This is a genomic window from Cryobacterium roopkundense (genome assembly GCF_014200405.1).
Lineage (GTDB): Bacteria > Actinomycetota > Actinomycetes > Actinomycetales > Microbacteriaceae > Cryobacterium > Cryobacterium roopkundense.
The window spans coordinates 1-23957 of sequence record NZ_JACHBQ010000001.1 but is presented as its reverse complement, the minus strand read 5'-3'; the positions used below and the strand labels follow the sequence as shown (position 1 = coordinate 23957).

Annotated in this window: 29 protein-coding genes and 1 riboswitch; of the genes, 12 read left to right on the top strand and 17 right to left on the bottom strand. The window is 67.8% G+C overall.

Annotation, left to right across the window (positions count from 1 at the left end; all coding sequences use genetic code 11):
- Positions 1–73: 73 nt before the first annotated feature.
- From BJ997_RS00145 to BJ997_RS00130, 4 genes are all read left to right on the top strand, one after another.
- A complete protein-coding gene (locus BJ997_RS00145; RefSeq protein WP_236628695.1) occupies positions 74–652 on the top strand; it encodes a hypothetical protein in 579 nt (192 codons plus the stop codon).
- A gap of 130 nt (positions 653–782) precedes the next feature.
- Entirely contained in the window at positions 783–1949 is a 1167-nt protein-coding gene (locus tag BJ997_RS00140; RefSeq protein ID WP_035834568.1) for a PQQ-dependent sugar dehydrogenase, read from the top strand.
- Entirely contained in the window at positions 1942–2436 is a 495-nt protein-coding gene (locus tag BJ997_RS00135) for a SprT-like domain-containing protein (protein ID WP_035834566.1), read from the top strand. Before BJ997_RS00140 ends, BJ997_RS00135 begins: the two co-directional genes overlap by 8 nt.
- 130 nt (positions 2437–2566) lie before the next feature.
- Entirely contained in the window at positions 2567–2953 is a 387-nt protein-coding gene (locus tag BJ997_RS00130) for a RidA family protein (protein ID WP_035834564.1), read from the top strand.
- 49 nt (positions 2954–3002) lie between these two features.
- Here the strand turns inward: BJ997_RS00130 and BJ997_RS00125 are convergent, their stop codons facing one another.
- From BJ997_RS00125 to BJ997_RS00110, 4 genes are read right to left on the bottom strand one after another with little or no spacing between them, the layout of a single operon-like run.
- Positions 3003–3305 (bottom strand): DUF427 domain-containing protein, encoded by a 303-nt coding sequence (locus BJ997_RS00125; protein WP_035834562.1) that lies wholly within the window; start codon positions 3303–3305, stop codon positions 3003–3005.
- A gap of 37 nt (positions 3306–3342) precedes the next feature.
- Entirely contained in the window at positions 3343–3888 is a 546-nt protein-coding gene (locus tag BJ997_RS00120) for a 2-phosphosulfolactate phosphatase (RefSeq protein ID WP_035834560.1), read from the bottom strand.
- Positions 3889–3897: 9 nt separating this feature from the next.
- Positions 3898–5157: a hypothetical protein gene (locus tag BJ997_RS00115; protein ID WP_035834559.1), complete on the bottom strand. Its 1260-nt coding sequence runs from the start codon at positions 5155–5157 to the stop codon at positions 3898–3900.
- 55 nt (positions 5158–5212) lie between these two features.
- Positions 5213–5653, bottom strand: a complete 441-nt coding sequence (locus BJ997_RS00110) for an EVE domain-containing protein (RefSeq protein ID WP_236628694.1) — start codon at positions 5651–5653, stop codon at positions 5213–5215.
- A 43-nt stretch (positions 5654–5696) separates the two neighbouring features.
- Here BJ997_RS00110 and BJ997_RS00105 point away from each other — a divergent pair, with 43 nt between their 5' ends.
- From BJ997_RS00105 to BJ997_RS00085, 5 genes are all read left to right on the top strand, one after another.
- The gene (locus tag BJ997_RS00105) at positions 5697–6260 is read left to right on the top strand and encodes a hypothetical protein (protein WP_035834558.1); all 564 of its coding nucleotides are present in this window, start codon (positions 5697–5699) and stop codon (positions 6258–6260) included.
- Positions 6261–6378: 118 nt separating this feature from the next.
- Positions 6379–7098, top strand: a complete 720-nt coding sequence (locus BJ997_RS00100) for a DUF1684 domain-containing protein (RefSeq protein WP_084140964.1) — start codon at positions 6379–6381, stop codon at positions 7096–7098.
- Between the two features lie 297 nt (positions 7099–7395).
- Positions 7396–8985 (top strand): DEAD/DEAH box helicase, encoded by a 1590-nt coding sequence (locus BJ997_RS00095; RefSeq protein ID WP_035834557.1) that lies wholly within the window; start codon positions 7396–7398, stop codon positions 8983–8985.
- Positions 8986–9234: 249 nt separating this feature from the next.
- A complete protein-coding gene (locus tag BJ997_RS00090) occupies positions 9235–9729 on the top strand; it encodes a GNAT family N-acetyltransferase (protein WP_035834556.1) in 495 nt (164 codons plus the stop codon).
- 208 nt (positions 9730–9937) lie between these two features.
- Positions 9938–10903, top strand: a complete 966-nt coding sequence (locus BJ997_RS00085) for a nucleoside hydrolase (protein ID WP_035834554.1) — start codon at positions 9938–9940, stop codon at positions 10901–10903.
- Positions 10904–11045: 142 nt separating this feature from the next.
- Here BJ997_RS00085 and BJ997_RS00080 read toward each other — a convergent pair whose 3' ends face one another.
- Both BJ997_RS00080 and BJ997_RS00075 read right to left on the bottom strand, forming a co-directional pair.
- Complete coding sequence (locus BJ997_RS00080) at positions 11046–12437, bottom strand: IS1380 family transposase (protein WP_035841060.1); 1392 nt, start codon at positions 12435–12437, stop codon at positions 11046–11048.
- 162 nt (positions 12438–12599) lie between these two features.
- Positions 12600–13184, bottom strand: a complete 585-nt coding sequence (locus BJ997_RS00075; protein ID WP_035837191.1) for an NUDIX hydrolase family protein — start codon at positions 13182–13184, stop codon at positions 12600–12602.
- A gap of 266 nt (positions 13185–13450) precedes the next feature.
- On the opposite strand from BJ997_RS00075, the gene BJ997_RS00070 reads away from it, so the two are divergent.
- Entirely contained in the window at positions 13451–14098 is a 648-nt protein-coding gene (locus BJ997_RS00070; RefSeq protein WP_035837190.1) for an alpha/beta hydrolase, read from the top strand.
- 162 nt (positions 14099–14260) lie between these two features.
- Here the strand turns inward: BJ997_RS00070 and BJ997_RS00065 are convergent, their stop codons facing one another.
- Entirely contained in the window at positions 14261–14704 is a 444-nt protein-coding gene (locus BJ997_RS00065; protein WP_052542360.1) for a DUF5997 family protein, read from the bottom strand.
- A 64-nt stretch (positions 14705–14768) separates the two neighbouring features.
- On the opposite strand from BJ997_RS00065, the gene BJ997_RS00060 reads away from it, so the two are divergent.
- The gene (locus tag BJ997_RS00060) at positions 14769–15569 is read left to right on the top strand and encodes a LysR family substrate-binding domain-containing protein (RefSeq protein ID WP_201771723.1); all 801 of its coding nucleotides are present in this window, start codon (positions 14769–14771) and stop codon (positions 15567–15569) included.
- A gap of 30 nt (positions 15570–15599) precedes the next feature.
- On the opposite strand, the gene BJ997_RS00055 is transcribed toward BJ997_RS00060, so the two are convergent.
- From BJ997_RS00055 to BJ997_RS00045, 3 genes are read right to left on the bottom strand one after another with little or no spacing between them, the layout of a single operon-like run.
- Complete coding sequence (locus BJ997_RS00055) at positions 15600–15983, bottom strand: VOC family protein (protein ID WP_035837189.1); 384 nt, start codon at positions 15981–15983, stop codon at positions 15600–15602.
- A 19-nt stretch (positions 15984–16002) separates the two neighbouring features.
- Positions 16003–16851 (bottom strand): ABC transporter permease, encoded by an 849-nt coding sequence (locus BJ997_RS00050; RefSeq protein WP_035837188.1) that lies wholly within the window; start codon positions 16849–16851, stop codon positions 16003–16005.
- The gene (locus BJ997_RS00045) at positions 16848–17864 is read right to left on the bottom strand and encodes a daunorubicin resistance protein DrrA family ABC transporter ATP-binding protein (RefSeq protein ID WP_035837187.1); all 1017 of its coding nucleotides are present in this window, start codon (positions 17862–17864) and stop codon (positions 16848–16850) included. The genes BJ997_RS00050 and BJ997_RS00045 overlap by 4 nt, the downstream gene beginning before the upstream one ends.
- 187 nt (positions 17865–18051) lie before the next feature.
- Here BJ997_RS00045 and BJ997_RS00040 point away from each other — a divergent pair, with 187 nt between their 5' ends.
- Positions 18052–18495: a twin-arginine translocation signal domain-containing protein gene (locus tag BJ997_RS00040; protein ID WP_035837186.1), complete on the top strand. Its 444-nt coding sequence runs from the start codon at positions 18052–18054 to the stop codon at positions 18493–18495.
- Here the strand turns inward: BJ997_RS00040 and thiD are convergent.
- The 7 genes from thiD to BJ997_RS00005 all read right to left on the bottom strand — a co-directional run.
- Positions 18484–19329, bottom strand: coding sequence for a bifunctional hydroxymethylpyrimidine kinase/phosphomethylpyrimidine kinase (thiD, locus tag BJ997_RS21855; protein ID WP_035837199.1), 846 nt, complete (start codon positions 19327–19329; stop codon positions 18484–18486). The two genes, BJ997_RS00040 and thiD, sit on opposite strands and share 12 nt — an antisense overlap.
- Entirely contained in the window at positions 19326–19988 is a 663-nt protein-coding gene (gene thiE / locus BJ997_RS21850; protein WP_035837185.1) for a thiamine phosphate synthase, read from the bottom strand. Before thiE ends, thiD begins: the two co-directional genes overlap by 4 nt.
- Positions 19985–20797, bottom strand: a complete 813-nt coding sequence (gene thiM / locus BJ997_RS00025; RefSeq protein ID WP_201771722.1) for a hydroxyethylthiazole kinase — start codon at positions 20795–20797, stop codon at positions 19985–19987. Before thiM ends, thiE begins: the two co-directional genes overlap by 4 nt.
- Positions 20788–20886, bottom strand: a riboswitch (TPP riboswitch). (Overlaps the previous gene by 10 nt.)
- Positions 20887–20897: 11 nt before the next feature.
- Entirely contained in the window at positions 20898–21410 is a 513-nt protein-coding gene (locus BJ997_RS00020; protein WP_035837184.1) for a hypothetical protein, read from the bottom strand.
- Positions 21407–22726, bottom strand: a complete 1320-nt coding sequence (locus tag BJ997_RS21115; RefSeq protein ID WP_236629023.1) for a signal peptidase I — start codon at positions 22724–22726, stop codon at positions 21407–21409. The genes BJ997_RS00020 and BJ997_RS21115 overlap by 4 nt, the downstream gene beginning before the upstream one ends.
- Positions 22699–23379, bottom strand: coding sequence for a SipW-dependent-type signal peptide-containing protein (locus BJ997_RS00010; protein WP_052542358.1), 681 nt, complete (start codon positions 23377–23379; stop codon positions 22699–22701). Before BJ997_RS00010 ends, BJ997_RS21115 begins: the two co-directional genes overlap by 28 nt.
- Positions 23380–23381: 2 nt before the next feature.
- The coding region (locus BJ997_RS00005) for a SipW-dependent-type signal peptide-containing protein (protein ID WP_183323201.1) at positions 23382–23957 on the bottom strand (576 nt) is incomplete at its 5' end.

Here is a 23957-nt window from a genome sequence, read left to right as displayed (position 1 = left end):
GCATCCGTCATCTTGCAGCCGATCGGCCGCGCGCCGTTCGATTCTCCTGAATTAGCCCCGGGGCGGGGATAGGGTGAAGTGTCCCGAAATCATCCCGGCCGTCTCGGCCTTCGTCGTACAGGAAGACACCCTGAGCATCATCACCGGATATGACGCACTCACCCTGCGTGAAAAGGTCGACCTCGCCGCAGCCACCGAGCGCCTCGACGAACTCGGCAGCATGCGCAGCCTCTCCGCCCTCAACGAGAAGGTCAGCCTGCTGCGCCTGCTCGGTCGGCTCGACGAGGCCTGGGAAATCGCCAATGAGGCGTGGCGCCTGTCGCGGTTCACCGGGGACCGCGAGCAGGCGGTGGCCAGCCGCATCCGTCGCGCCCAGGTGCTGCAGTACCAGGGCAAGCTCGACGAGGCCGCCGCCGAACTCAACCACTGCATCCTCGACGCCGAGACCCACGAATGGACAAGCGCCGCCGCCAACGCCCGCCAGAACCGGGGCAAGGTGCTCTTCGACCAGGGCAACCTCGAGGCCGCCCTCGCCGATTTCACCGCCGCGGTGTTCCTCCGCGAGAAGGATGGCGCGACCGCCGACGAGCTCGAGGGCTGCCTGATCGCCGTGGCCGTCGTGGAGTCGTTCATCTCCGACCCCCGGCGCTGACCTCGTCACTTGTGCATAACTCCTGCAATCCGCAGGCTCGGTTTCGAAGTAGGCCGTGTTTCCGGGGGAGAATTGTGGCGCAGTAATTAATAGCAGGAGTTAGGCACACGCGAGCATCCGGGAGACGCACATGGGCAGCACGGTACGACGAAATCGGGCCGCGACGGCCCTCGGACTGGCCGCAGTCCTGGCGCTGAGCGCCTGTACCTCCGCTCCCCCGGCCGCGACACCGCAGACCACGACGCCCGGCACCGGCGCGTCGCCCGCCGTTGCGGGCCCCGTGCAGCCGGCCGGCGATCCCGTCGTCATCGCGAGCGAGCTCGATGCCCCGTGGTCCATCCTGCGCCTGCCGGGCGCCGGCACCCTGATCAGCGAACGCGACACGACCCTGGTGCGGGAGCTGCTGGCCGACGGCAGCCTGCGCGAAGCCGGCGCCGTTCCCGCGGCGCGTCCGGGCGGCGAGGGCGGCCTGCTCGGCCTCGCATACCTGGCCGACACGGCCGCATCCGGGGGTTCCGGCTGGGTGTACGCCTATTTCACCACGGAGAGCGACAACCGCATCGAGCGGATGCCCCTGCTCGGCGCTGCGGGCAGCCACGCACTCGGAGACCCGGAGCCGGTGCTCGCCGGCCTCCCCCGCGCCGGAAACCACGATGGAGGTCGCCTCGGATTCGGACCCGACGGTTTTCTGTACGCCACGGCCGGGGATGCCGGAAACACTTCCAACGCCCAAGACCTGGACTCGCTTGGCGGCAAGATTCTGCGCATGACGCCCACCGGCGGGGTTCCCTCGGACAACCCTTTCGGCACCCTCGTGTACTCGTTCGGGCACCGAAACCCGCAGGGCATCGCATGGGATTCCCAAGGCCGGCTGTGGGCGAGCGAGTTCGGCCAAAACACCTGGGACGAACTGAACCTCATCGAGGCCGGCGGGAACTACGGCTGGCCGGAGGTGGAGGGCCAGGAGGGAAACGCCGATTACATCGACCCCGTTCAACAGTGGTCCACCGATGTGGCGAGCCCCAGCGGCATCGCGATCGTGAACGACACGCTGTTCATGGCGAACCTCCGTGGGGCGCGACTGTGGAGCGTGGACGTGTCGGAGGGCGCCTCCTCCACAGGCGCGCCCACCGAGTGGTTTGTGAACGACTTCGGGCGCCTGCGCGACGTGGTGTCGGGACCCGGTGGCACACTGTGGTTCGTGAGCAACAACACCGATGGTCGGGGCAGTCCTGTCGCCGGCGATGACCGGCTCTACCAGGTTGATCTTCAGGAGGGCGAGGCAACAGATGGCTGATCTTGACCGGGTTCGACACTGGGCGCAGGCCCTGATCGCCCTGCACCTCGACCCAAGCTGGACCTTCGCGTTCGACAACGCCAAGAAGCGGGCGGGGCTGTGCAACTTCACTCTCAAACGCATCACAGTCTCGCGATATCTGGCCTCTCGCTACGACGATGACGAGACGCACCAGATTCTGCTGCATGAGGTGGCCCACGCCCTCGCGGGGCCGCGGGCCGCGCACGGGCCCAAATGGCAGCTGATTGCCCGCACTCTCGGCTACGACGGCAAGCGCACCCATGACGGTGAAATCGCCGACGAGCTCGCGCCGTGGGTCGGCACCTGCCCCGCGGGCCACGCGCATTTTCGCTATCGCAAACCCACGCGGGCTTTCGCCTGCGGCCTGTGCGGGCGCGGCTACCGCCAGGAGAACGTGATCACCTGGGCACATCGGGAGATCACGGCGGCCACCCGGCGGCGAGCCGCGGCCTCCGCCGGCCGGTGACGCCGCGGCTCACAGCCCCGCCACGGCCGTGTGTCGGGGGTGTAAACAGCTGCTGCAAGGCCTTGATCCGGCTGGCCGATTCGAGTTGACTGAAACCAGCGCAGCGCGCTTGAGGGAGAGGAACACCCCCATGACCGTCACGAAGATCAACACGGCATCTGTTCATCGAAATGTGGCCTTCGCGCAGGGAACCCTCGTGGATCCCGGCCGACGCCTGATGTTCATCGGCGGCCAGAACGGCGTCAACTCCCGGGGAGTCGTCGTGGGCGACGACACGCTCAGCCAAACTCGCCAGGCGCTGCGCAACCTGCTCGCGGTTCTCGCCGAGGTGGGAGCCACCCAGGAAAACGTGGCGAAAATGACCGTGCACCTCACCGAGAACGCCGACTTCGGTCAGGCCTTCGCGGCCTCCGCCTCGGAGTGGGGCCAGCACCCCACGGCCATCACGGTGCTGCGGGTGGCCGGGCTGGCCAACCCGGATTTCCTCGTGGAGATCGACGCGGTCGCCGCACTCTGACGTGTCGGCTGGGTCTGACGTGTGGGCTCTGTCAGTCGCGTCCGCTCAGTCAGTCGGTGACGCGCACGTCTTTCCAGAACGCCACGTAGTCGCTGAAGTCTTGGCCGACGCGGTCGAAGGAGGCCGGGTACGGGGCCGGGTAGCTGAACGCGGCGTCGGTGCTGACCGTGGTGCCGCCGGTCACCGTGAAGTATTGGCAGTCACCCTTCCACGAGCACGTGTAGGGGGTAGCCGTTTTCTCGAGCAGCGCCACGTTGACGCTCTGCGGCGGAAAGTACCAGTTACCCTCGATCTTGATGAGGTCGCCTTCGGGTGCTTCGGCGATCGTCACGCCGTTAAGTACTGCCTTCATGGTTCTCCTCGAGTCGGGGGTGTGCCCCGACTCTAGGTCAGGACCGGGCGGCGAACCCTGTGCTCGCGGCAACTTCACTGCTCACGTCCAGCTGGGCGGCGGCGCGCACCTCGGCCTCGCGACCAAGCGCCACGAGCTGCTGGCCGCTCTCCGACGCGCTCACGAGGTGGCGCGCGGCCTGCTTGAGCCCCACGAAAGCTGCGGATGCCGCGGCCGCCTCCGGCGAGCAATGGTCGATTCCGAGGCCGATCAACGCATCGATCACGGCCCCGGCCGCGAGGAGATCTTCAACGGCGAAGCGGATGTTGCCATCGGCCCGCGCGGCACCGGCCGCGACCACGGCGACCGAGAACCTGTCGCCCTTCTCGGCCTGCCGGGCGAGCACCCACTCGGCGACGGCCGTGCGGTCGGTCAACCCGGCCGTCATCACGTGAGCAGCGGTGTCGGGAAGCTGCAGCGGGGCATCCGTCGGCAGAACGTCAACGAGGATGACGACGTCGGCCTGCGGGGCCAGCACAGTAAAACCCGCCACTCCCCAGTCGAAACGCACCTGGTACTTCTGCTGCGGGGTCTGGTCTGTCATCTGTTCAGGCTAGCGGGCGTCGTAGCGGGCGAGGGCGTCGGCATCCGTGGCGAGGGTCATGGCCCGCCGGGCGGTGTCGAGGGCGATCACCGGGTCGGCCTCCGCCTCGGCGAGGGTCAACTGGCGTTCGGCCTCGGACAGCCGGGTGCGCGCCGCTGCCTGCACACGGCCACGGTTGGCGGTGGTGAAATCTCGGGTGATGGTGATCTGGCTGCGAGCCGTGAGCAGCGCCCCGGCCAGCGCGGTGCGAGCGTTTTCGAGGCGCAGCTGCCGATTGCGGGCCTCGGAGCGCATCACGTCGAGGCCGTCCATGGCCTGCCGCAGGCGCGCGAGGTCGGCGGCCGGGTCGCACAGCCGCCCGGGCACGCGCAGCTCGTCGAGCACCGCGGAGGCCTCGGCGATCACACGGTTGAGGCTCGCGCTCGTGTCGGCCTCCTCGTGGCTGTCGCGCAGGCCGCGGGCCTCGGCGAGCTCGATGACGGCGGCGTCGGTGGCCCGCCCGAGATTCGCGAAGCCGATGTGCAGCTCGTCTTCGCCGCTTTCGATCGCATCGAGCAGCTGGGTGGATGCAAAAAGGGCATGGTCGGCGGCGCTCATCTGTTCGCCGACAGGGTCGCCCGCCGCGAGCAGTGCCGCCGCGGCATCGGCGGCTCGACGAGCCTCTGCCACTGCCGCTTGGGCTCGCGCTACATTGCCACTGATGGGGGCGAGGGCATGCGCGGTGTAGCTCCGGCTAAGGCGATCGAGGCTCCCCGCGCCGCTGATCACCCGGTCCTGCGCGTGGTCAAGCCGGCGAACGAGTTGCTCGAGGGCCTGCGGGGCCGTGCGCTCGACGCCCCGCTTGCGGGCGAAGTCGCGGGTCTGGGCGGTCAGCCGTTGGCTGGCCTCGTCTGCCAGGGCACGGATCTGCTCGTTCCAGCGGCGAACCTCTGCCGGGGAATCCGGCACGACATCGTCGAGTTTCTGCTGCAGGGCGAACGCCTCGGTGAGCTGTCGGCGCGAGAGGCCGAGGGCAGTCGCAAAGTCGCGGGTGGCGCTCTCGCCGAACTGGGCGATCGCGAACCCCAGCTCGTCGGTGGTGTCCTGCACGAGGTCATCGGCCCTCACGAGGCTGATCGCGGCACCGCGGGCGAGCTCGGCTGCTTCGGCGTTCTCCAGGCTCAGCCGCGCGCGGGTGCGGCGACGGGCCACGCCCACGAGGGCACCCACCCCGGCGGCGACAAACGCGAGAACGACAATCGAGGGTACCCACCAGAACGCGCCATCCATGGGGCGAGTCTACTGACAGGCCGCTGGGCATCCACCTCGCTCGGCCGGCCCGGCGTCAGAGGTCGTCGGCGCTGGGGCGGCGCATCTGCTGTCGAATCATGTCGAAGTCGTGGCGAGAAATTTCGAGCAGGCCGCGCCGCAGCTGGTAACCCCAGTTCGGGTCGCCGCGGGTGAGCTCGAGCACCGACAGCAGCGGCCGAATCGAGGTCGCGACGGCGTCGGAATCGTAGTCGGTGCGGCGGCGCCACGGCCGGAATTCGTTGCCCGGGTCGCCAGGGGGCCACACCGCGGCATCCGCTATGCGCCCGATCGCGGTGAATTCTCGCAGTGATTCGCCCTCGAACGCCGTCTTCGGGGAATAGTACACGATGCCGTCGGCCTCGCCCATGCCGGCCAGGGTGTCCCGCGCGGCCACGCTCACCTGGGCCATGCCCATGTGAACTCCGCGCAGCACCTGCTCGCGCTGGGCAACCCCCAGCCAGAAACGAATTGCCACATATCAGTTGTACTGCATTGCGCCGAGACTCCAGACTGGGGTGATGCGCGTATTACTGAAGAAAATACTTGACTGCGACCCGGATGCTGCCTGGCGCGCCATCCGCAGCCCCGCGGTTTTTCGGCAAGTCAGCTCGCCCCTGCTCGCTGTGGAGTCGCTCGAGCCCCACGGGTTTCCCACGATGTGGGAACCAGGCGACCACCCGGCCACGTTCCGGGCGCTCGGTCTCGTGCCGATGGGCACCCAGATCATTCGCCTGAACGAGATCACCGAGCGACCCGACGGGGTGCGGATTCTGCGCGACACCGGCCGAGGGGTGTCGGGCGCGCTCTCCGCCGTCACCCTGTGGGACCACCGCATGGCGATCGCCCCAGACCAGGCAGGCACCGGAAAGACCCTGTACCGCGACCAGCTGATCTTCAAGGCCGGCCTCGGCACGCTCGCGCTGTGGCCGAGCTTCTGGGCGTTCTGGCAACTGCGGATGCTGCGACTCGAGCAGCTGGCCCCCACCTGGCGCTACGACCTCGGCGTGGACATGGTGGCCGCGCCCGGTGCACCCGACGCCGCACCGTCCGCCCCCGCAGGTGGCGAAATCGACGGAGATTAGCGACCCGCAGGTGGCGCGACCCCCGGTATTGCGCGGCCCGCGGCATCTGCTCGCCCGAAATGTCCGTCGAATTCGCGGGACGCGCCCCATTGTCGGCGGGCGGCGGTAGCCTGCTGTCATGAGTTCATCCCTGGGTGCATTGCAGATCGCCGACTGGCGCCGGCGCGTTTTTGGACTGTATGCGGGCGTACGCCAGCTGAGCGTGCAGAGCCCGGAGTCCGGCCACGAGCTGTGGCGGTCCGGGCGCGACGAACTGTTTGCGGGGCATCCGTCCTCACCGCTTCTGCCCGACGATCGGGCCGCCTTCACCGGACTGCCCATCGCCGCTTACGACCCCGACTGGCGTTTCGAGGTTGAGGTGCACCGCGCAGAGCATCCGCTGCGCATCACCGTCGACACCGGAACGGATGGCACGGTGCCCTTCGACCTCGTGGGCACGGTGCGGCTGCCCTACTTGGGTTCCCTCGATGTCTGGCACCTCGGCAACTACGGCGGGGGGCTGTTTCTCCCCGTCAAAGACGCGCTGGCGGGTCGGATGGGCGGCACCTACGGGGGTGGCCGCTACCTGCTCGACACCGTGAAGGGCGCCGATCTCGGCCCCGGCGTGAACGACGACACGCTGATTCTCGACTTCAACTTTGCGTACAACCCGTCGTGCGCCTACGACCCCATGTGGGCTTGCCCGCTCGCGCAGCCGGGCAACACCATCGGCGTGGAGGTGCCCGTTGGCGAGCTCTACAACTCCGACGTGCACACCGCGGAGATGCGTACCGCGGAGCTGCACAACGCGGAGCTCAGCAGCGGCGAGCACTACAACGGCGGACTCTATACCGAATAGGAGCTATACCGAATAGGAGCTGTACCGAATAGGGGCAATACCGAACAGGGCGCGCGCGCCACTCCGGCGGCGTGGTAAGGTTCAGGTACTTGCGAGTGCGTAGTTGCGCTTGCTGCGTCGTAGAACGCCCTCTTCTTATCGCGGCAGCCCCAGGGCCGGCCCGATTTCGGAATGAAACATTCTTACGGCGAACGGATGTGCCCTTCGGCACCTTCGCCATGTGAATCCTCCTGGTTCCGGCAGCCGCATGCGCGGCCTCGGTTCGGCGAGGAGTCTGATGCCCGAAAGGCACCACTCTTGACTGAAGTTAGATTTAGCACGCTCGGCGTGCCCACCCCCCTCGTCAACGTGCTCTCCGCACAGGGAATCGACAGCGCATTCCCTATCCAGGTTGACACTCTGCCCGACACCCTGAAGGGCCGCGACGTTCTCGGACGCGGAAAGACCGGCTCGGGCAAGACCCTCGCGTTTTCCATCCCCATGGTGTCCCGCCTCGGCGGCACCCTTGCCGGTGGCAAGCGCCGCCCGGGTCGCCCGCTCGGCCTGATCCTCGCGCCGACTCGCGAGCTCGCCACGCAGATCACCAACGCGATCACCCCCCTTGCCGAGGCCTACGGCCTCAACACAACGACCATCTTCGGTGGCGTCTCGCAGAACCGTCAGGTGTCCGCCCTCAAATCCGGCGTCGACATCGTCGTAGCGTGCCCCGGCCGCCTCGAAGACCTCATGAAGCAGGGCTTCGTGAACCTCGATTCCGTCGAGATCACGGTGCTCGACGAGGCCGACCACATGGCCGACCTGGGCTTCCTGCCCGTCGTCACGCGCATCCTCGACAAGACGCCATCCAACGGACAGCGCATGCTCTTCTCCGCCACGCTCGACAACGGCGTGGACAAGATCGTCCGCCGCTTCCTGCACGACCCGGTGATGCACTCGGTCGACGAGGCAAACAGCCACGTCTCCGCCATGACCCACCACGTGTTCGAGGTCTCCGGCGTCGACTCCAAGAAGGACCTCGTACAGAAGCTGGCCTCGGGCAGCGGACGTCGCATCCTCTTCATGCGCACCAAGCACCAGGCCAAGAAGCTCGCCAAGAGCCTCACCGACTCCGGAATCCCCGCCGTCGACCTGCACGGAAACCTCTCGCAGGTCGCCCGTGACCGCAACCTCGCGGCCTTCAGCGCCGGCACCGTCAAGGTGCTCGTGGCAACGGATGTCGCGGCTCGCGGCGTTCACGTAGACGACATCGAGCTCGTCATCCACGTTGACCCGCCCGCAGAGCACAAGGCGTACCTGCACCGCTCGGGCCGCACCGCCCGCGCCGGCAGCGCCGGTGACGTCGTCACCGTCGTGCTCCCCGAGCAGAAGCGCGACACCGACGCACTGCTGCGCAAGGCCGCAATCAAGGTAACCCCGCAGCGCGTTGACTCCGCCTCCCCGGCCGTCGACGCTCTCGTCGGCGACGTGGCCGCCTACGTGAAGCCGCTCCCCCGCGTCGAGCAGCCGCAGCAGCAGCGCCAGTCACAGGGCGGTCGCTCACAGGGCGGACGTTCACAGGGCGGTCGCTCACAGGGCGGCAACGGCCAGCGCAGCGATCGCGACGGCGGCAGCCGTGGCGGACGCGACTCCGGCGCACGCGATGGTGGCGCACGCGACAGCGGCAGCCGCGAGGTTCGTGGCGGACGCTCGAACAGCAGCGACGCGGCCTCCGCCGGCGGCGCTCGTCGCACCAGCCGTCCCGCGGCCGGCGGGCGCACGACCAGCTCGGGCTCGGCAGCGGGTCGCTCCGGCGGACCCCGCGTCGGCAGCCTCCAGGTGGGCGGCCTCGTTCGCGGCGCCGCATCCGGTGGAGCAGGCCGCGGCGCACCGCGCCGCTCGCAGGGCTAAGCCCCGCGGCATCCGCTTGAATCACGCCTGACGGGCCGGTCTCTCACGAGGCCGGCCCGTTTTGCGTGTGAGCTCACCCACCCTCCGTGGCGAATTCAGGAGGGTCTCGCCAGACACCGGCACCGGGCGCGCAACCAAGCCCCGGTCTCGCCTCCGGCCGGGGCCTTTCCTGAATTGGCCACCGGCGCCGCTCGGCCATGCGGCTGCCTTGCGGCGAAAGCCGGTGCGAAACGCAGGTACAGTCGCTACATGAACACCACTGTTGTCGTTCGGCCCGTCGAAGAAGCGGATGCCGACAGCCTCGGTCGCGTGCACGCGGCCTGCTGGCACGAAACCTACGATCACCTGCTCACCGCCGCGGCTCTGTCGAAGCTGCGGCCCGAACGCCTCGCCGCCATGTGGCACGGCATCACGACCAGGGGCGCGCAGTATCGCCAGGTCGTCGCCCTCGTCGAGGGCGAAATCATCGGCTTCGCGGGCAGCGCACCCACCCACGACGAGGACCAGCCGGCCGGCACCCGCGAGCTCACCGTGATGTACCTTCTGAAGGCGTATCAGGGCACCGGAGCCGGCCAGCGGATGTTCGACGCCGTTGTCGATCCCGGCCCCTCAATTCTGTGGGTGGCTGCGGACAACCCCCGCGCCCACGCGTTCTATGCCCGCAACGGGTACGCACCCGACGGCCACGAGAAGGTTGAAGAGGTGCTCGGGGAGCAGCTGCACGAGGTTCGCCTGGTTCGCTAGGGCGACCGCTGGCCCGCGGCGAGCCACCAGCCACCAGCCACGGTGCCGCGCCGTTGTCGCGGCACGCCACCGCCGTAGCGGTCGCGCGCCGCCACAGCAGCGCTGTGCGCCGCGGGTAGCGCCTGAACCGCGGCACGCTACCGCTACAGCGGCGGCGTGCGGCCACAGCAGCGCGCCGCGACCCCGGCCGGCGAACTAGGCTGAACGGATGCCTACCTCGCCAGCCATCCCTGTCATCCTCGACGTCGATACGGGTGTCGACGACGCCCTCGCAATCCTGTTCGCCGTCGCCCACCCAGGGCTCGACGTTCTCGGCATCAGCTGCGTGGCCGGCAACGCCTCCCTCGAGCGGGTCGTGGAGAACACGCTGCGCATCCTCGATGTGGCCGGCGCCCCTGATATTCCGGTGGCCGCAGGAGCACGCCGCCCGTTGCTTGAACCCGCCCGTTCGGCCTCGCACGTGCACGGCGAGGGCGGTCTCGGCACCCTGCGCCTGCCGCCGAGCGATCGGCGCGCCCGCGACGTGAGCTCGATCGAACTCATGCGCACGCTCATCGAGGCCAGTCCCCACCCGGTCACGCTCGTGGCGCTCGCCCCGCAGACCAACCTTGCTTTGCTCCTGCGTCAGTACCCGGATCTCACCTCGAACATCGAGCGCATCGTGTTCATGGGCGGGTCCGCGAGCGTGGGCAACGCCACCGCCGTGGCCGAATTCAACGTGTGGCACGACCCCGAGGCCGCTGCGATCGTTCTCGACTCCGGAATTCCCACTTTCATGTACGGCCTCGACGTGTTCAACCAGGTCGGAATCGCCGAGCCCGCGGCATCCGCTCTGGCAACGGGCTCCTCGGAACTCGGCAGGGTGGTCGGTTCGCTGCTGACCAACCGCATCGTGCTCGGTGCCGACCGTACGAGCGAATACTCGGGGCTCATCGGCGACGCCGGTGCGGTGTGCGCGCTCGTCGACCCCGGGGCGCTCCGCACGGAAATGCGGCCGGTGCGCATCCAGCTCTCCGGCTATGGGCGCGGCCAGACCCTCGTGGACCTGCGCCGGCATCCGGGCGAAGACATCGTGCACGGCCTCGCTGAAGAGTGGGAGACGGTGGAGGTAGCCCTCGACGTGGACGCGCCCCGCTACGCGCGGCTCTTCCTCGCCACCCTCGGTCTGGGCTAAGCCTGAATCCACCGGTCGACCTCTGATCGGATCCTGATTTTGTTTCGGCGAGCTTTCGGAGTTTCGGGCGTGGTTGTGGTCCGGGTCTCGCGGCCCGGGTGTTCCACTGGTGCTCCTGTTGATGTCGGTGTCGGCTGGTTGGTCAGGTGGGGGCGGGTTGTTGGGGCCGGAAGTTCTTTGTGAACAGGGCCGTCCAGGGTTTCTCCCAAGGCCAGTGTTCGGGCAGGTGCAATGTCACGCGCCGCGCCGAGGTTGAGATTCGTGCGGGGACGCTGACAAGTTTCCGGCGGATCGTTGCGGTGGTCGATCGGCTGAGACCGTTTCCCGCGATCGTCGCGGCGGCGCGGGTGAGGTTAAACGCCATGACGGCCATGACCAGCCAGGCGGCGTTGGCGGTGAATACACCGGAGGGTAGGTGCGCCAGGGCGCTGCTTTTGAGGTCGGAATTCACGAGCTCGATCGCCGCGTGGGCGCGGTGGGTTTTGTCGGCGGTGACGGTGTCGAGGGTGCTGGTGGTGAAAAAGGCGTGGAATCGGTGGGTGTCGAACAGGGTTGGCTGGTCGAGGTTTTTCTTGTTCAGTTCCGGGATCCGCCGCACGGCCAAGCGCCCGGTGATGTGCTCGCTCTTCTTGCGCGAGGTGAACGCGGTGAACGGGACCTCGGCGACTTCGGCGTTACTGATCCATGTTTTGCTGCCTTCGTCATAGATGGCGTTGGTGTATTCAATTGCGGTCCAGGCAGCGCCGGGGATCGTTCCGATCGCTCGTTTGATGGCGGGGTCCATCCGGGCAGTGACCGAAACGTCGGCGCCGGCTTTGAGGGCTGCGCTGATGGAGGCGTGCCCGTAGAACGCTGAGTCGGCACGAAAGAGCACGCGTGCTTTTCCCGCTCCGCGGAGCCGTTTGATCGTGGCGAGGGCGTCACGGATCAGACGGGCCGCGCCGCGCGGTGATCCGCAGGCACCGCGCCGGAGTCGCTGGCCGATGATGATCGGCGCCGATACGTCCGTCTTGACTGTCGCGAGGATCGCGTTGAGGCCGCGCACCCCGGAGTACCCGTAGCCGGAGCCTTCCTTCTGGTGGCCGTGAACTTCGATGATGGTGTCGTCGACGTCGAGGAACATGTAGCCGTCGGTGTCGTGCACGAGCAACGGAGTTTCCGCGGCCAGGCCCCGCACGAAGCGGGAAGCGACGGCGTCGAGCTGCCGGACGTGACCGAACGTGAACGCGCGCAGAAACGACCCCAACGTTGACGGCGCGTAGCAGTTGCTGAAGATTTTCCGCATGCCGCCGTGACGAAGAATGGCGAGGTCGTCGATGGAGTCCGCGCCGGCGACCATGCCGCCGACCAGAGACGTGACTTTCAGACCGGCGTTGGCGCCCTTGTCGGTGGGGACGCTCAGCCACTGATCGGCCAAGGTCGCCAACCCCGCACGGGCGGCTAATTTCATGATCGGGACCAAGCCCGCCGACGACACGAGATTCGGGTCGGTGAATGATGCAGAAACGGCGCGGTTGGTGTGGGAAACTTGCATCTACGAGATGCTCCTCTGGTTGGTAAATCTGAACTCTTGACAAGTCCTAATTTACCTGATCAGATGGGCATTCTCGGTTTAACGCGCCGTCAGATCTCGATCCCGATCGGTGGATTCAGGCTAAGACACTCGCCTCTGGCGAGCCGCATCCGCTTCAGAACGTCAGCGCAGCAGCCCGACGGAGGCCATCGCGGCGCGCAGCAGCGCCCCGCGGCCGCCTTCCATCTCGGCGGATACTCCGGGCGACACTGCTTCCTCGGGTGTCATCCAGGTGATCTCGAGCGCATCCTGACGTGGATCGCACGTTCCCGTGACGGGTACGACGTAGGCCAGCGAGACGGCGTGCTGGCGGTCGTCCGTGAAGGCAGTGATGCCGGGCAGCGGGAAATATTCCGCGACCGTGAACGGAATCGGGCTCACCGGCATCTGCGGGAAAGCCATCGGGCCGAGGTCTTTCTCGAGATGACGGAACAGCGCGTCGCGCAGCGTCTCGCCGTACATGACACGTCCGGAGACGAGGGTGCGCGTCATTTCTCCGGTGGGCCGGGCGCGCAGCAGCACACCGACCTCCACCACCTGGCCGAGGCCGTCAACGCGCACGGGGACGGCTTCGATGTAGAGGATGGGCAGCCGCCGGCGGATCTCCGCGAGCTCGACGTCTTTCAGCCAGGCCGGATTGCTGTTCGGTACGCCGGTATCGCCTTTCGGCAGCCAGTCCGGATCGGGGTCAGGTGTGCGCACGCTCATGGGTTCATTCTTGCGCACCGCGGACGCAGATGCGCGCGGCCAGCACACTTTGCGATCCTCTGGCGAGGCGCGTTCAGGAAGTTCAGGGGGCGAGCGGATGCCGACCTCGGAATTTCGGGACGACCGCCGCATCCGCGGGCGAATAGCCCGAATTGGCCACGCGGACTGAAAACGGGCGGCGGCAGGCGGGGATACGCGGGGACACGCAGGCGCAAAGATTGCCATGCAATGAAAGGATTGACCTATTCGCGAAGTGAAGGGCACCAATGGACAACAGCAACAACATCGTGCCGATCGACACGGCTGCCGTGCTCTGGTCGGCCTCCGCCGCCGACCGGGTGGGTCGCCCGCTGCTGCTCATCCTGCACGGCTACGGCTCGCACGAGGGCGATCTGTTCTCGCTCACACCGCACCTGCCACTCGAACCCGTGATCGCGGCGCTGCGCGCGCCGCTTCCGGCCGGGGGCGGCTGGGCGTGGTTCCCGATCAGTGATCCTGGCAATCCGGATGACGCTTCGGTTGAGGCTGCCACCGCCGCCGTGCTCGAGTGGCTCGACGGACTCGAGGAACAGCCGACATCCGTTGGCCTGCTGGGATTCTCGCAGGGTGGCGCGATGGCCCTGCAGTTGCTGCGACAGGCGCCCGATCGGTTCTCGTTCGCCGTTCAGCTCTCGGGATTCGTGCCGAGCGCGCCGAATGCCGGCGATGCCGCCCTGGCCGAGAGCCGCCTGCCGGTGTTCTGGGGACGCGGAACCGCCGATCCAATCATCGTCGCAAGTGCCATCGACCGCACACAGGCCTGGCTTCCGGGGCATTCGACCCTCACAGAGCGCATCTACGAGGGAATGGCCCACTCCGTCTCACAGACCGAGCTCGCCGACGTGGTCGCGTTCCTGCGCGCCCAGTACAACTAGGCGGTCTCGCGAGCGGATGCCGCCCGTCGCGCCGGATCTACCGCGAGGGCAGACCTGCGGCGCGGCCGAACGTGCGCCCGAACCCTGCTCGTGCCCCTGAAATTACAGCCGCAGCTGCAGCTTTCGGGCGCATGACCTCGGCGACGCGGCGACGCGGCGACGCTAGTTCTTGCGGTTTTCCTTGGCGAGCTCCTGCGCGGCCTGACGCTCGATATGCGCCTTCTTCGCGGCGCGCTGGGCGTCGCGTTCCTTCACCACGATCTGGTCGGCGCGAACGCCGGCCTGGGTGGAACGCTCGAGCACGAGCCACGCCGGCGGCTGCTGCAGCAGGGCGCTGATCTCGGCCGTCGTGAGCGGCTCTGTGGCGCCGCTGCGCGCGAGCCCGGAGATCGACACGCCGAGCTTGGCGGCGACGACCTGCTTGGGGTGCGGTCCGTTGGCGCGCAGCTCAACGAGCCACTCCGGCGGCGTCTCCATCAGAGCAGCCAGCTGCGTGCGCGTCACCAGGGCGGTCTGGAAGTCTTCGGGTGCCGCGTCGAGCAGAATCCCGAGTTTCTGGGCCGCCGTGGCAGGCTTCATGGTCTGGGTTTTCTTTTCGGCACTCATTGTCTAAGGATATAGCCTGAGAGCACCCCTGTTGGGGCTTTCGACGCTGCATGAAAGGATGCCGGTGAGCTTTTCCATTGCCTTCGTCGCCGGTGTGACTCCCACCAAGTGGACTCGCATCTGGGCCGAACGACGCCCAGACGTTCCCCTCAACGTATTTCGCACCGAAACGAGCGAGCAGGTCTCCGTCCTTCTCGACGGTCGCGCCGAGGTCAGCCTCGTGCGGCTGCCCATCGACGAGGCACAGCTGAGCGTAATCGGACTCTACAGCGAGGTGCCCGTCGTGGTGGCAGCCAAGGGCCACGCCATAGCGGATGCCGACACCGTCGCGCTCGAAGACCTCGCAGACGAACACCTGCTCCAGCATCCGGACGAGGTGCCCGCGTGGCGTGACATAGCCGTCGAGGTGCGCGACGAAACCCGCCGGCCGCTTCCCGCCATGCGCGACCTGGACGACGTGATGGAGCAGGTCGCGGCCGGCGTGGGCATCATCATCGTGCCGCATTCGATCGCCCGCCTGTACGGCCGCAAAGACGTGATCTCCCGCCCGGTCGACGGCGTGCCCGAGACCCAGATCGCCCTCGCCTGGATCACCGCGGAGACCACCGACGACGTGGAAGAGTTCATCGGCATCGTGCGCGGCCGCTCAAGCGCAAGTTCGAGAGCGGCAGCGCCGCCCGAGGAAGAACGCGCGCCGGGAGCCAAGCCGCCCCGCAAACCGAAGAAGACCGACAAGGCCAAGGCGGCCGCGAAGGCCATTCGGGTCGCCGCCGCGCAGGCCAAGCCCGCCGTGCGCAAACGGCAGGAGGCCGCCCCCGGTCGCACCCGCCCGACGCGGGCCAAGGGCGGCAAACGCCGCAACTGACGGCCCTCACCGGCCGCCCGCCCGCCTGCCCTACGCGCTGTGTAGCACCGAGAGGATGTTGCCGCCCGGGTCGGTGAACCAAGCGATCTGCGGGTCTCCCCCGCGTGAAACGCCCTTCTCGTCCTGGGGAAAACCGTCGTAGCGCAGAAACTCCACGCCCCGGGCGATGAGTTCGTCGACGGCAACGTCAATGTCTGCCACATCGAGATTCAGAATCGTGTACGTCGCGGGCACATGGTCGGGCTTCGGGTAGATGATGATTTCGGCGCCGCCGGGAAGGTGCAGCCGCAGGAGCCCCATCCCGCCCGGGCGAATATCGAGGCCGAGGATATCGCCATAGAACTCGAGGGCGGCATCGATGTCAGGCACGGCAAAACCACTGAAGGCGTGTTCAATTCCGAGGGACGTAGTCATGGCGGGCTCCTGGTCTTCGTTAGCGGGAACTGATCGAAGCAAACTTGCGAATGCAGAGTGGCACGAATATGACGAGCATGAGGGCAATTCCGATCACTGACGTCAGGATTGGGTTTTGCATCGGCCAGATATCGGGCACCGGAGCTGTGCCCAGGTTGCCGAACAGCTGCCGCACGGCCTGCACCAGAGCTGACACGGGGTTCCACTCGGCAAAGACGCGCAGGGGCGTTGGCAGGGTCTCGCTCGGTACAAAGGCATTGGAGATGAAAGTCAGCGGGAACAGGATGAGGAACGAGGCATTGTTGATGACCTCCGGGGTGCGCACGGCCATGCCGAGCAAGGCCATCACCCAGCTGAACGCGTAGCCGAACAACAGCAGCAAGCCGACGCCAGCGAGGAATTCGGCCGGCGAGGAGTTCACCCGCCAGCCCACGGCGAGACCGGTGGCCATCATGATGACCATCGAGATCGTGTTGAGCGCGAGGTCGCCGTTCGTGCGACCGATCAGCACGGCGGAGGAACTCATCGGCAGGCTGCGAAAGCGATCGACGATGCCCTCCTTGAGGTCGAGGGCCATCGCCGCGCCGGAGAAGGTGGCGCCAAACACCACGGTCTGCGCGAAGATGCCGGCCATCAGGAACTGCACGTAGTCGGTGCCCTGCACCGAAATGGCTCCTGCATAGACTTGGCTGAACAGCAGCACGAACATAATCGGTTGGATCACCGCGAAGACGAGCATGTCCGGCGAGCGCTTGATCTTCACGAGGTTGCGCTTGGTGACCGTCCAGCCGTCCGAGTACCACTCCGACAGCGGATTCATCGTGACTGGGTTGGCCACCTGCGGGCTGGTGCGTGTCAGGGTGCTCATGACACCTTCTCCTTTTTTTGTTTCGCCGGCCGTTGCTCATCGGGCTCGGCGTCCGCCGCCAGGTCGGCCTTGTGCCCGGTGAGCTTCAGGAACACGTCGTCGAGCGTCGGACGCCGCATGCCCGCGTCGTGCAGCTCGATGCCGGCCGCCCCGAGGTCCCGCAAGACGTGCTGTAACGCAGCGGGCCCGTCGTTCACAGCCACCTCAATGCCGCGCCCGTCGCTCGACACCAGCGCTTCCCCGGCGCCATGACGAGAGAGGATGCCGCGGGCCGCGTTACCGTCGCCGGCATTCACGAGCGCCACCACGAGTCGGTGTCCCCCGATCTGAGCCTTGAGCTGATCCGAGGTGCCTTCCGCGATCACTCGTCCGTCGTCGATCACCACGATGTCGTCGGCCAGCTGGTCCGCCTCCTCGAGGTATTGGGTGGTGAGCAGCACCGTCGTGCCGTCGGAGACGAGCTTTTTGATCACGTCCCAGAGGGCGATCCGGCTGCGCGGGTCGAGGCCAGTGGTGGGCTCGTCGAGAAAAAGCACCTTGGGGTTGATCACGAGCGCTCCGGCGAGGTCGATGCGCCGTCGCATACCCCCCGAAAACCCTTTCACCGGCCGGTCCCCCGCCGCCGTGAGCTCGAAGAGGTCGATCAGTTCGTGCGCGCGACGCCGGGCCGCGACGCCACCCAGGTGATACAGCCGACCCACCATTTCGAGGTTCTCAAAGCCGGTGAGGTTCTCATCAACCGCGGCATACTGGCCGGATACCCCGATGATGCGGCGCACGGCCTTGGGATTCCTGGCAACGTCGATTCCGTCAAGAAAGGCGGTGCCAGCATCCGGTCTGATCAGGGTCGTCAGCATCTTCACGACAGTGGTTTTGCCCGCGCCGTTCGGGCCGAGCAGAGCCTTCACCGATCCGCGGGGCACCGACAGGTCGAGCCCGGCGAGCGCGTGAACGGGGCCGCTCTTGGATTTATAGGTCTTGGTCAGGCCGGTCGCTTCGATGATCACTCGGATGGTCCTCGCTTCGATCTTTCACGGACATTCCAAGGTTAACCATGAGGGAATCCGTTGACAACCGTCACGAAGCTGCACGTGGTCTGGGAACTTGCCAAGAGACCGCGCGTTCGGGGACATCTCTCTGTTTCGGAGGCACGAGCCGTGTCATGGTTTCGCTGGGGATTTTCCCCGAGGAGAGGCAATCATGACCACGAACGTGGAACGCACCACCGCAGAGTCATCCCGCAGTCAGAATGCGGACCGCACCCTGAACCACCGACGCATGGCCGTGGGCATCTCACTCGCGTCGATCGCCGCCATCCATGTACTCGATCTGCCCGGCAAGCTTGCGGAGACGCCCTACCTGGGCGTCGGGTACATCATGATCATCATCGCGTCGCTCGTGCTCATGGAGCGGCTCTTCGTAGTGGGTTCCCGACGGGATTTCATTGCTGCCGCTGCCCTCTCCGGAGCCGTGATCGTGGGCTTCGTCATCAACCGCACCGTCGGCATGCCGGGCGCCATGGACGATATCGGAAACTGGCTCGAACCGCTCGGGCTTTTGTCGATCCTGGTGGAAGGTTTCGTCGTCTGGCAGGCCCTCGCCGCCATCGTTAGCCGGAGTGGGCGACTGGTCTCAGCTGCCTGACGGGCGGGCGGCCGCCCACAGCGTGGCGAAATGGTTGATGGGGCCGTTCCCCCGCCCCACCTCGAGCTCGTCGGCGTGGCGCAGACTCGCGGTCAGCCAGGCTTTGCACACGGTCAGCGCTTGTTCCCAGTCGCCGAGCAGAACCTGTTGGGTGGCGATGGCGCTCGAGAGCGAGCAGCCCGTGCCGTGTGTGTTCCGCGTCGGCACTCGGTCGACCGACATCTCGATCACAGTGCGGCCGCCGGAGAGCGAACCCGACGCGTCGACGAGCGCGTCGGGCGACGCGTCGCCGGCGAGGTGGCCTCCCTTCACCAGCACGATCACCGAATGGGCGGCGGACACGGTGAGCGCCTGGGCGAGGGCCTCCGGCCACGTGGGTGCCTCCGGCCGCTCGGCCAGCACGGCGAGTTCGGGCAGGTTCGGCGTGACAAGGTGGGCAAGCGAGAGCAGGCCTCGCAGCGCGGCCTCTGCAGGTTCGTCGAGAAGACGGTCGCCGCTCGTGGCTACCATCACCGGATCCAGCACCACGATGGGCGGCCTCACCCGCCGCAGCCACCCGCTCACCTCGTCGATCACGGCCTGGTTCGAGAGCATGCCGATCTTGACAGCGTCGATGACAACGTCGTCGCTCACGGCGTCGAGCTGTTCCCGGAGGAACGACACCGGGGGCAGGTGCACCGATCGCACCCCCCGGGTGTTCTGCGCCACGAGGGCTGTCACCACGGCCATGCCATAGCCGCCGTTGGCCGACACGCTCTTGAGGTCGGCCTGAATGCCGGCACCCCCGGTGGGATCGGTGCCGGCAATGCTCAAGACCCGCGGGATGCGGGTCATGCTCGCGCCCACGCCGCGACGAATGCTCGGGTCGCCCGTTCGGGGTCGGGTGCTGCACAGATGGCGGACACCACCGCAAGCCCGGCCGCTCCCGCGTCGCGGAGGGCGGCGCTGTCGGCCAGTGCGACGCCGCCGATCGCCACGCAGGGCAACGACGTTGTCGCGGCCAGCCGCGCAAAGCCGTCGACGCCGAGCGGCTGCGGATGGTCCTTCTTGGTGAGCGTCGGGCGGATCACTCCCATGCCGAGGTAGTCGACAGTTCCGGGCGGGAGGGCACTCACGGCCACGATGTGCGCGGGCTGGTTGGCGGTGAGACCGAGCACCGCGCCCGGTCCGATCAGCGCACGCACGGCCGTCGCCGGCAGATCGGACTGGCCCACGTGCACGCCGTCCACGACGGCGCCGGCGGCTCGCGCGGCAAGAAAGACGTCGACCCTGTCGTCGATCACGAGCGCGCACTGGCCCGCGGTCAGCAGCGCGGCGGCGAGTAGCAGTTCGTACAGCTCACGCGTCGGCGCGGTCTTGTCGCGAATCTGCACGATCGACACTCCCCCGGCCACGGCGGCTTCGATCACGCCGAGAACGCCACGCGCGCCGCTCAGGCCGGGGTCGGTCACGAGATAGGTCGAGAGATCGACGGATGACGACGGCCGGGTCATGCGATGGCCGCCAGGGTGCGCACATCGTCGGCGCCAACGGTGGCGAGGGCGTCGAGGAACGCCACCGAGAAACTGCCGGGGCCACGCGACACCGCAGCCGCCTGCTCGGCCGCGATCGTGTACACGGCACACGCCGCCACGGTCGTGGCGAGCCTATCGTCGCCGAGCGAGGCGAAGGCTGCGATCACGGCGCCGAGGGCGCATCCTCCTCCGGTCACGCGCGTGAGCAGCTCGGTGCCGTTGCTGACCCGAATGTCCGTTGCGCCATCCGTTACCACATCCACCGGCCCCGATACGGCCACGATCGAGCCGAAATCGCGCGCCAGACCGCGCGCGGCGGGCAGCGCCGCCTCGGCGGAGTCGGTTGAATCGACGCCCCGGCCCCCCGCGCCCGCACCGGCGAGCGCGAGGATCTCGGAGGGGTTGCCCCGAATGACGGTGGGTCGCAGCCACAGCAGCTCTTCGGCGAGCGCGGTGCGCACCGGCAGCAGTCCGATGGCCACCGGGTCCAGCACCCAGGGCGTACCCGCCGCCGTAGCCGCACACGCGGCCTCGAGCATGGCCACCCGCTGCTCGGCGTGGGGAGTGCCGAGGTTCACGAGCAGCCCGGAGGCGATCGGGGCGAACACCCCCGCTTCGCCGGGAACATCGGCCATCGCGGCAGAGGCCCCCAGGGCCAGGAGCACGTTTGCGGTGACATTTGTCACCACCGAGTTGGTGATGCACTGCACGAGCGGGGCCGCTCGACGCAGTTCCACGAGGTGCTCGGCAACGGTGTGGGCACGGTTGTTCAGCAGGCGAGAATTCACTCGGACATCCCTTCGCTAGTACTGACTAGATCAGGTTCAACGGGTCTGTTCTCAGCCGGCCTTCTGCATCGGCACCCCGTGTCACGCATTCAGACTACCCTTACGCCGCCGCCACCACGCAGCGGGGGCTTGCCCCGGCGAGGCCCATCGACGCGGTAGCGGATGCGAGGGTGGAGGTCCATCCCGATCCGTCGACGGTCTGCAGATACACGCCATACGATCCCCCAAGAAGCCCGCCCAACAGGCCCGACCTGAACTGGGTCTGATAGACACCAGCACTCACCTCAGTCGTGGAGAGATTGGCTCCCAGGACCACGGTGGTGAGGTTGCCCAGCAGACCGCCCTGCGCCACGTAGTACCGCACGTTCGCCGTCGTGTAGCTCGTGCCGGCCGGCAGTCGCCAGGTGAGTGTGATCGTCGGGCTCGTGCCGAGCAGCCCCGGCGTCAACACGCACGTTGAGATCGCGGGCGGAGACACCACGAGGGTTGTGAACTGCGCCTGGTGATAGGACGGGTCACTCCACGCGGCCGTCGTCGACGCCGCCGTCTGTCCCACCACGCCGAGCATCAGGAGGGCGAGCGCGCCAGCCGCGATACCGCGTCGCACGCTCATGTGCGGGCCTTCCGCCGCCCGAGCCGCGCGAGGCCGGCCGCGGCGAGCCCTGAACCCACTGCGGCGAGCGCAAGGACCAGGGTGTGCGCGAGCGCAAAACCTGTGCGGGCAAGCGTGCCGGCCCCAGCGTCGCTGACCAGGCCTTCGTCGTCCTGGCCCTCCTCACCCTGGCCTTCGGCGTGGATGCGCACCTCTGCGGTTCCGGTGGCCCCCGATTCGGCGGGCATCGTCACCTGAAGGAGGAGCCAGCGGGCAGCTTCGGCCGGGATGGTCTGCAGCGGGCGTATGGTGCCTGCGCCGTCAGCCGTGACGGCCGCGGCGAGGTCCTGCGTGGGAAGCCAGAGGCTCTCCCCGCGCGCGCAGGCACCGTCGACCCACTGCACGCGACAGGACAGAACGCTCAGCTGCAGCTTGCCCGGCATGGCGAGGTTGCCCTCTGCCGAGATGCCGACCCGCACCGTACCCGTCACTTCCCGCATCGGCTGAATCCCCACCTGCCATTCCACGACCCGCCCGGGAGTGAGGCTGCCCATCTCGGCGGGGCGTCCAATCGACGTGAGGCTCAGGACATCGCCGGTGACGACGGTTTCCTGCACGGGCGGGGTATCGACCGGCACAGGTGTGGGGGTGGCGGCGGATGCCGGGACCGGCGCTCCCAGCACCGACAGCGCCACGCCAAGCGGCACAATCCACAGAGCCGCCGTATGCGCGCCGACGGCGCGGGGCGCGACGGGCTCCCGCGAGCCGCCGGGCTCGTGCGGCCCGTTCACCGGATCGTTCTCGTCATCACGCGGCCAGAAGGCCCAGGCCACCAGGGCCGCGGCGGCCACGGTGATGCCGCCGAGCACGAAGGGGTTCGACACGTTGACGATCCACTGGGCCAGGTACGGCACAGAGAAGACCACCAATCTCACCTGCGCCACGTCGTAGGGCTGGGGGTCGGCGACGGGGTTGGCGTCTCCTTGCATGGTGATGCTGCGCCACTCGCCGGTCGCGCCAGCCGAAACCGAGGTCACGCGGTGCGTGATCGGGAGCTGGCCGGATCGGTCCACCGTGACCACATCGCCGACCGCGATCTCCGACGCCGGGATCTCGCGCACTAGTGCGACAGACCCCGCCGTGATCGCGGGACTCATGGAGCCCGTCTTGAACATGATGAGGGTGACGTTGAAAAACACGGCGGCCAGCACACCGATGATGCATAACACCCCGCCGATCGCCGCCAGGTTGAGCAGGGTCGACGACAGGAACGACGCAAGGGACTTCTTCGACCCGCTCATGCTGTCGTTCACTCCGAGGTCGCGGTGAACAACCACGTTGCGCCCGCGGCCTTGCCTTGGAGTGCGTTGTCCGCCCCAGCGGGCAGGGTCACCTCGAAGCAGAACCCGGTGGCCGCTCCCGGTCCCGTGCTCGGCGCGGCGGCGAGAAGATTCGACACACCCGGCTCCTGGGCGCCCGTGAGAACCCGACTGACCGTCGGGGTGCCCACCACGTAGGTCGCGGCCGCCGTGAAGGCGGCCGCCGTGCAGGCGGTATCGCCACGCACCACGCGATAGCGCAGGGCGGAACCGAGCGTCGCCGCATCCGTTCCTGTCACGACGGCACCGGAAAGCACAGCCGCTCCGGCGACGGAGTTTGTTTTCGAGCGGATGTTCACCGACAGGTACCGCGACACCCCGGGGGAGAGCCCCGCGCCGCTGAAGGTGACCACGGGCCCTGGTGCGGAGACGTTGTCCGCGTAGGCGGCACCCTGCACGCTGGACTCCGTGTCGAAAACCGAACTCGTGAACGTGGCTGAGGCGTACTCGGAGTCGTTCCAGCTGGCCACCGTCACGGTGGCGCCGATCCCGAGAACGAGCCCGCCGGCCAGCAGCGCCCGCAGGCGTGTGCCGCGGCGCCGGCCCGAACGAGCACGCCGGGCGCGCGCGCGCGCATGTCGCCCGCGCACCCCCGTCCCGGATCCCGCCATTGTTACAGCGAGGCGGCGGTGAGTTGCCAGGTGGCGGTGCCGGCCTGCAACTGTGCCAGGTCTGCGCCGGCGGTCACCGCGAAGCACAGGTAGGCGGGGGCGCCGGCCGCGGCATCCGCTCCGGCGCTGAGGCTGAAGGTGGGCACGGTGGCCGGGTCGGAGCCGAGTGGGGTTGCCGCAGGAACGAGTTCGGTTCCGGTGGTGGTCGCGTCGCAGCCGAAGGCCGTCGACTGGATCACGGAGTAGCTGAGGTTCGCCACTGTGCCGCCGGTTGCGGCCTGAGTGAGCGTGATCTGGGCGTCGGTCGTGGTCGTGGCATCGAGCTGCACGGCGAAGGGCGCGTACACGACGTCTGTCGGAGTGAGGTTGGACGAATCAACCGTGAAGCCGAGCGATGCGGGGGCGTCCACGTTGGGATTGTCGGTGAAGGTGGTGCCGTTGGTGCTGCCGACCAGGTTGAAGGCACCGGCGGCAAAGCTGCCCTGCGCAAATTCCGAGTCGTTCCAGGCTGCGAGAGTGACGGCGGCGCCAACTCCCAGTACGAGTCCCCCGGCCAGCACGGCGCGGATGCGGCGCTG

Coding starts and splice junctions, on each gene's coding strand:
- BJ997_RS00140 (WP_035834568.1), top strand. CDS start 783: ATGGGCAGCACGGTACGACGAAATCGGGCCGCGACGGCCCTCGGACTG.
- BJ997_RS00135 (WP_035834566.1), top strand. CDS start 1,942: ATGGCTGATCTTGACCGGGTTCGACACTGGGCGCAGGCCCTGATCGCC.
- BJ997_RS00130 (WP_035834564.1), top strand. CDS start 2,567: ATGACCGTCACGAAGATCAACACGGCATCTGTTCATCGAAATGTGGCC.
- BJ997_RS00125 (WP_035834562.1), bottom strand. CDS start 3,305: ATGAAGGCAGTACTTAACGGCGTGACGATCGCCGAAGCACCCGAAGGC.
- BJ997_RS00120 (WP_035834560.1), bottom strand. CDS start 3,888: ATGACAGACCAGACCCCGCAGCAGAAGTACCAGGTGCGTTTCGACTGG.
- BJ997_RS00115 (WP_035834559.1), bottom strand. CDS start 5,157: ATGGATGGCGCGTTCTGGTGGGTACCCTCGATTGTCGTTCTCGCGTTT.
- BJ997_RS00105 (WP_035834558.1), top strand. CDS start 5,697: ATGCGCGTATTACTGAAGAAAATACTTGACTGCGACCCGGATGCTGCC.
- BJ997_RS00100 (WP_084140964.1), top strand. CDS start 6,379: ATGAGTTCATCCCTGGGTGCATTGCAGATCGCCGACTGGCGCCGGCGC.
- BJ997_RS00090 (WP_035834556.1), top strand. CDS start 9,235: ATGAACACCACTGTTGTCGTTCGGCCCGTCGAAGAAGCGGATGCCGAC.
- BJ997_RS00085 (WP_035834554.1), top strand. CDS start 9,938: ATGCCTACCTCGCCAGCCATCCCTGTCATCCTCGACGTCGATACGGGT.
- BJ997_RS00080 (WP_035841060.1), bottom strand. CDS start 12,437: ATGCAAGTTTCCCACACCAACCGCGCCGTTTCTGCATCATTCACCGAC.
- BJ997_RS00075 (WP_035837191.1), bottom strand. CDS start 13,184: ATGAGCGTGCGCACACCTGACCCCGATCCGGACTGGCTGCCGAAAGGC.
- BJ997_RS00070 (WP_035837190.1), top strand. CDS start 13,451: ATGGACAACAGCAACAACATCGTGCCGATCGACACGGCTGCCGTGCTC.
- BJ997_RS00065 (WP_052542360.1), bottom strand. CDS start 14,704: ATGAGTGCCGAAAAGAAAACCCAGACCATGAAGCCTGCCACGGCGGCC.
- BJ997_RS00055 (WP_035837189.1), bottom strand. CDS start 15,983: ATGACTACGTCCCTCGGAATTGAACACGCCTTCAGTGGTTTTGCCGTG.
- BJ997_RS00050 (WP_035837188.1), bottom strand. CDS start 16,851: ATGAGCACCCTGACACGCACCAGCCCGCAGGTGGCCAACCCAGTCACG.
- BJ997_RS00040 (WP_035837186.1), top strand. CDS start 18,052: ATGACCACGAACGTGGAACGCACCACCGCAGAGTCATCCCGCAGTCAG.
- thiD (WP_035837199.1), bottom strand. CDS start 19,329: ATGACCCGCATCCCGCGGGTCTTGAGCATTGCCGGCACCGATCCCACC.
- thiE (WP_035837185.1), bottom strand. CDS start 19,988: ATGACCCGGCCGTCGTCATCCGTCGATCTCTCGACCTATCTCGTGACC.
- BJ997_RS00020 (WP_035837184.1), bottom strand. CDS start 21,410: ATGAGCGTGCGACGCGGTATCGCGGCTGGCGCGCTCGCCCTCCTGATG.
- BJ997_RS00010 (WP_052542358.1), bottom strand. CDS start 23,379: ATGGCGGGATCCGGGACGGGGGTGCGCGGGCGACATGCGCGCGCGCGC.